This window comes from Caballeronia sp., assembly GCF_049581465.1.
Classification (GTDB): domain Bacteria; phylum Pseudomonadota; class Gammaproteobacteria; order Burkholderiales; family Burkholderiaceae; genus Caballeronia.
Genome location: NZ_JBAUSA010001161.1, coordinates 1 through 4,372 on the forward strand (window position 1 = coordinate 1; position 4,372 = coordinate 4,372).

The following is a 4,372-nucleotide window of genomic DNA, read 5'->3' on the forward strand; positions in this document are numbered from 1 at the left end:
GGCGGTGGCGACACAGAATGTCACGCTACCTGCCCTCGGGCCGCAGATCCTCGACTTCCTCGAAGACGGGCGGCTTGCGCCTGCTGCGGCCCGGGGCCGGGCGCTCGACGCCGACGGATGGAGCCAGTATCGGCAGGTGACGGTGCTCGATGGTCAGGGCCATACGGCGTTTTTCACCGGTGAGAAAGCGCTGGGCATTCACCACGCCGTGGCGGGTGGACAGTGTGTGGCCGCCGGCAACATGCTGGCGGGCGCGGAGGTGATAGAAGCCATGGTTCAGGCGTTCGAGAAAGCGCCCGGCGTGCTTGCCGAGCGCCTGCTGTCGTCAATGCGCGCCGCGCTCGCGGCCGGTGGTGAAGCGGGACCCGTGCACTCGGCGGCGCTCAAGGTGGTGGGCGATGTGATCTGGCCGATCGTCGCGCAGGGGTGTTAACTTTTGTGCGCGATGCTCTCAGCCCACCTTACCTATCTGATCGAAGCGCAAGAGCCGGTGGCCGACCTGAGTCGGTTGGCTGAGCATCTGCCTTATGAATGGATTGAGCACGCGCTGCGTGCTACGGGAACGGCAAGCCTGCGGCGGCGGCGCTTGCCGGCCGAGCAGGTGGTATGGCTGGTTATTGCTCTGGCAATGTACCGGCACCGGTCGATCAGTGAAGTACTGGACGGACTCGATCTGGCGCTGCCCAGTGAGGACACACCATTCGTCAGCAAGAGTGCGGTGGCGCAGGCGCGTCAACGCATCGGCGAAGCGCCGCTGGCCTGGCTTTTTGACCGGACAGCTCGTGCGTCGACGAGGCAGGACGCGGCTCACCATACGTTCAAAGCATTAAGTTTGTGGGCGATGGACGGCACCACACTGCGCACGCCTGACAGCCCAGTCAACCGCGAGCACTTCGGCGCCCAGGGTTACGTCAGTGGCAAGGTAGCCAGTTATCCGCAGGTTCGCGCAGTCGCACTCACAGCGATTCCGACGCATCTGGCGGGATCCCGGTAGCGGCTGCGCTGGACGCGCACGGTACCAACGGGACTGCGGTTGAGATGGTAGGGTGGACCGCAGAACGTTGGACTGAGCCGCGGGCGCTGTCGCTGGCGACAAATATGACGTGGAGGAAAAACTGGCTGCTCGGACTTCGTGCTTCGTTTCGTGCTCGGCTTTGCACGGACGTTAAATTGTAGAGTTCGGGCAAGTACGGAGAGCACCGGAGGACCGCACGGGCTACGAATCGTTGACAGGAGAAGTTGATGATTGGCGGTGATGGTGGGATCAATTGCGATGCGGGCTGATTGATGAGACCCTTCGGAGCTCAATTCTTTAATTTTACATAAGTACATTTGCCACATTTTCGACATCGGACTCTGGCCTCGACGTCGCATCGCAGATCGCATAACGCGATGTTTTCTAGCTGTGGGCTGACGCACTCGCAAGACGGGTAGGCCGGAAGAGGACCGCGCGTAAAGGTCAATGGCGATACAGCGCTTACGGCCATTGAAACTCGGAAAAAAATAGGCCGCTGCTAAAATTTCACGCCTCGTGCGGCCACTCGCCGGTACGCCGCAGCATGGAAGCTCAGCAAATCAAACCCGGGCGCCATCTCCTCGAGCGGACAGATCGCCGCCGCCTCGATCACGAACTTGATCGACGCAAACTCGAAGATAGGGAATTCCTTAAAGGTCGTAAAGGTCGTAAATATTCTTCAGATACGATACTCGGGCGGAACTTTCGGCCTCACGCGCTGAACGTTTGCGCACTCGAGCGAACGCGGCGTCAAGCCGGCCGTCGTCCGAGGCGCCGCATGATTGCACTGCGGCCGGCCCTTCGGGCGAGACCCTATGTCCGAGCCTCGCTCTGGCGCCGCGTCTCGTTCGCGAAACGGACGAGTGGACCGTCGTGGTTTTCGACCGTCGCAAACCCGCGCGAATTGGCGAACGGCTCGTAGCGTGTTACGGACAAGACCCGAGCGAATCCGAGAAGGTACGCGCGGACGCGCTTGATTTGCTGTTCGCCGATGAACGCCTAGTGTCAGGCTGGGCGGACGGTGGCTCGGTCCGCAGGCCGACGCTCGACCCCGACAAGGCATTCGCGGCGGACCGAAAATGCGGCCGGGTTTTGGCGCACTTTATGACCGCATTCCAGATGCGGGAAAGGGTGAGTTATCCACAGTATTTGTTCGTAACCCTGTGGATAGCCTTGCGCGCGAACGTATAAGTTGTTGAAGTCGGACGCCTTTGGATCGTTGAACACGCGGTAGTCGCGTCGACGTTATTTTTGTGATATAGTTAATTCATGTCACAGAAATAACCGGAGAGGTGCCATGCTCAGTTTCATCGCGGATAACCCGGGCGAAAAGAAGCCGGCCGGGAAGCGGAGTGCGCCAGCCAGTCAGGCTGCCGAAGGCGCGGAAAATCATTTCTGGAGCATTGTCGTCAAGTTGGCGGCGACCCGTGAAATGACGGCGGTTCTCGTCGACGAAATATGGGCTGAGAAGTCCAGCCTTCCGATGGCCGATCGCGTTGATCTGACACAGCGTGTCCGGCAGCGCGCGCACGACGCGGAGACGGAGGCTCTCCAGGCAATGGTCGATACGACCCCCGTTCGGCGCCCGACGCCGGATCTGGCCGATCTCGAAAGGAAAGCCATCGTGGCTATCCTGGAGGGAACCGTGTGGCTGAGCGCCCACGAGGTCGGTATCCGCCACAACCCGGACTCCACCAATCCGAACGCCGCCATCAGCCGCTGGAAGAAGGAGGGCAAAGTTTTCGCGATCGAGCGCGCCGGGCAGACGCTCTACGCTGAGTATATCTTTGACGAGTTCTGGAACCCCCGCCCGGTCGTGGTCACGATCCTGAAGGTCTTCGACGGCTACTCGCCGTTCCGCATCGCCGCGTGGTTTGAGTCCACCAACAGCATGCTGAACAGTCAGCGCCCGCGTGAGGTTATCGCAAGCAATCCAGCGGCCGTCGTCGAGGCTGCGCTTGACGAGAGGCAGGGTGCAGTGCATGGATAGTCCGGTTGTACCGCCCCCGGCCACTGGCCACTTCACCCTCAAACGCGTGCCGCCGGGCACCTGGTACCGCGTCCATCCTAACCGCTATGCCCCCGGCGCGTTCAATGATTCGGGGCTAGGAAATGCCCGGTTCAGCCCGCTGATGCGAGCCGGAACCGGCGAGGTGATTCCGACGATCTATGCCGCTGACACGATACGAGGGGCGGTCATGGAAGTCGTGCTTCACGATGTTCCTCGCGCTTCGGCCGGGTATATCCACCCGCTCGCCCGGGACAGGAAATCAGACAACCATCTGAGTATCATTCACTTGCCTGAACTGCGGCTCGTCAACCTCACTGCAACCGGGCTGCGCTCCGTGGGGCTGACCCCGGCCGACCTGTTCGAAGGGGATAAGCCCGACTACCCGCGCACCCGCGCATGGGCTTCGTGGATCTGGGAAAACTTGCCTCGCGCGCACGGATTGATATGGATGTCGCGGCAGGACAACGAGTCACGTGCGATCATGCTTTTTGGAGGCCGTCTGAACGCGTCCGAGATTGTCCCGGGCCATTCTGAGCACATCGCACGTCATGAATCGGTGATCGTTGAACTCTTGGGCGAAGTGGGAGCGACTGCGTCCACGTGGACGTAAGGCTTCGGGACAGAGTGTCGCGCGGGGGCATGCCCTGCCCAGTATGCACCTGTTCACAGGCACGGGACATTGTTCTTGCGAAGAAACTCGCACAAGAGTGGAAGGAATGACATGGTCGAGAAACTGACTACCTACGATCCGGCCGCGGCTCTGGTTGATAGTGATGAGATTGCCTTTTTTATGGCTGATGCCCTAGAAACAGGGGATGCCACATATATCGCGAGGCACTTGGTGTCGTTGCCCGTGCGAAGGGAATGGCACAGATAGCAAATGAAACAGGATTGTCCAGCGAGCAGCTTTATCGCTCGTTTAGCGAGAATGGCAACCCGACGCTGAAAACGACCCCTGCCGTGATGAAGGCATTGGGGATCGACCTGACTGCCAGGTACTGTCACATAGTTGATGGTCGAGCGAGTGAAGTCGTTAAACATCAGTATCCCTAATTTATGCGGCAAGGCGATCCAGCATTGAGTTGCCGGTCACGGTTTCCCACGCGTCAAAAGCCCGTGTGCGCGCCTGCCGCTTGTCTTGTGCGTTCGCGTTGTAACGGCAGTGCATGAACAGGTTTGCCACCTGATCGTGGACCGACGGGAATCGTTGCAGGTGGCGCGCTGATTTGAAGCGGCGCATCACCTTCTCGCGCACCCGCGTTGGCTGATGCGAGTTCTCCGCCCGGTTGTTCAGTCCTTTGTGCTGCCGGTGTTCCACGTTCAGCCCCAGGTCCCTGTTGGCCGCG

General features: G+C 60.3%; 5 protein-coding genes and 2 pseudogenes. 6 read left to right on the forward strand and 1 reads right to left on the reverse strand.

Features of this window, described 5'->3' with window-relative positions:
* The 6 genes and pseudogenes from WCA53_RS28375 to WCA53_RS28400 all read left to right on the forward strand — a co-directional run.
* Positions 1-418 (forward strand): annotated as a pseudogene (locus WCA53_RS28375) (DUF1028 domain-containing protein); the annotation flags it as partial.
* Between the two features lie 27 nt (positions 419-445).
* Positions 446-979: pseudogene (locus WCA53_RS28380) on the forward strand (transposase domain-containing protein); the annotation flags it as partial.
* A gap of 909 nt (positions 980-1,888) precedes the next feature.
* Entirely contained in the window at positions 1,889-2,206 is a 318-nt protein-coding gene (locus WCA53_RS28385; protein WP_423918810.1) for a hypothetical protein, read from the forward strand.
* Positions 2,207-2,312: 106 nt separating this feature from the next.
* Positions 2,313-3,005: a hypothetical protein gene (locus WCA53_RS28390; protein ID WP_423918813.1), complete on the forward strand. Its 693-nt coding sequence runs from the start codon at positions 2,313-2,315 to the stop codon at positions 3,003-3,005.
* Positions 2,998-3,636, forward strand: a complete 639-nt coding sequence (locus WCA53_RS28395) for an RES family NAD+ phosphorylase (RefSeq protein WP_423918816.1) — start codon at positions 2,998-3,000, stop codon at positions 3,634-3,636. Before WCA53_RS28390 ends, WCA53_RS28395 begins: the two co-directional genes overlap by 8 nt.
* 254 nt (positions 3,637-3,890) lie before the next feature.
* Positions 3,891-4,079 carry an addiction module antidote protein gene (locus tag WCA53_RS28400; protein WP_423918819.1) on the forward strand — a complete coding sequence of 63 codons (189 nt, stop codon included), beginning with the start codon at positions 3,891-3,893 and terminating at the stop codon, positions 4,077-4,079.
* A gap of 1 nt (position 4,080) precedes the next feature.
* Here WCA53_RS28400 and WCA53_RS28405 read toward each other — a convergent pair.
* A partial coding sequence (locus tag WCA53_RS28405; RefSeq protein ID WP_423918822.1) for a DDE-type integrase/transposase/recombinase occupies positions 4,081-4,372 on the reverse strand: 292 nt, incomplete at its 5' end.

Coding starts and splice junctions, on each gene's coding strand:
- WCA53_RS28390 (WP_423918813.1), top strand. CDS start 2,313: ATGCTCAGTTTCATCGCGGATAACCCGGGCGAAAAGAAGCCGGCCGGG.
- WCA53_RS28395 (WP_423918816.1), top strand. CDS start 2,998: ATGGATAGTCCGGTTGTACCGCCCCCGGCCACTGGCCACTTCACCCTC.
- WCA53_RS28400 (WP_423918819.1), top strand. CDS start 3,891: ATGGCACAGATAGCAAATGAAACAGGATTGTCCAGCGAGCAGCTTTAT.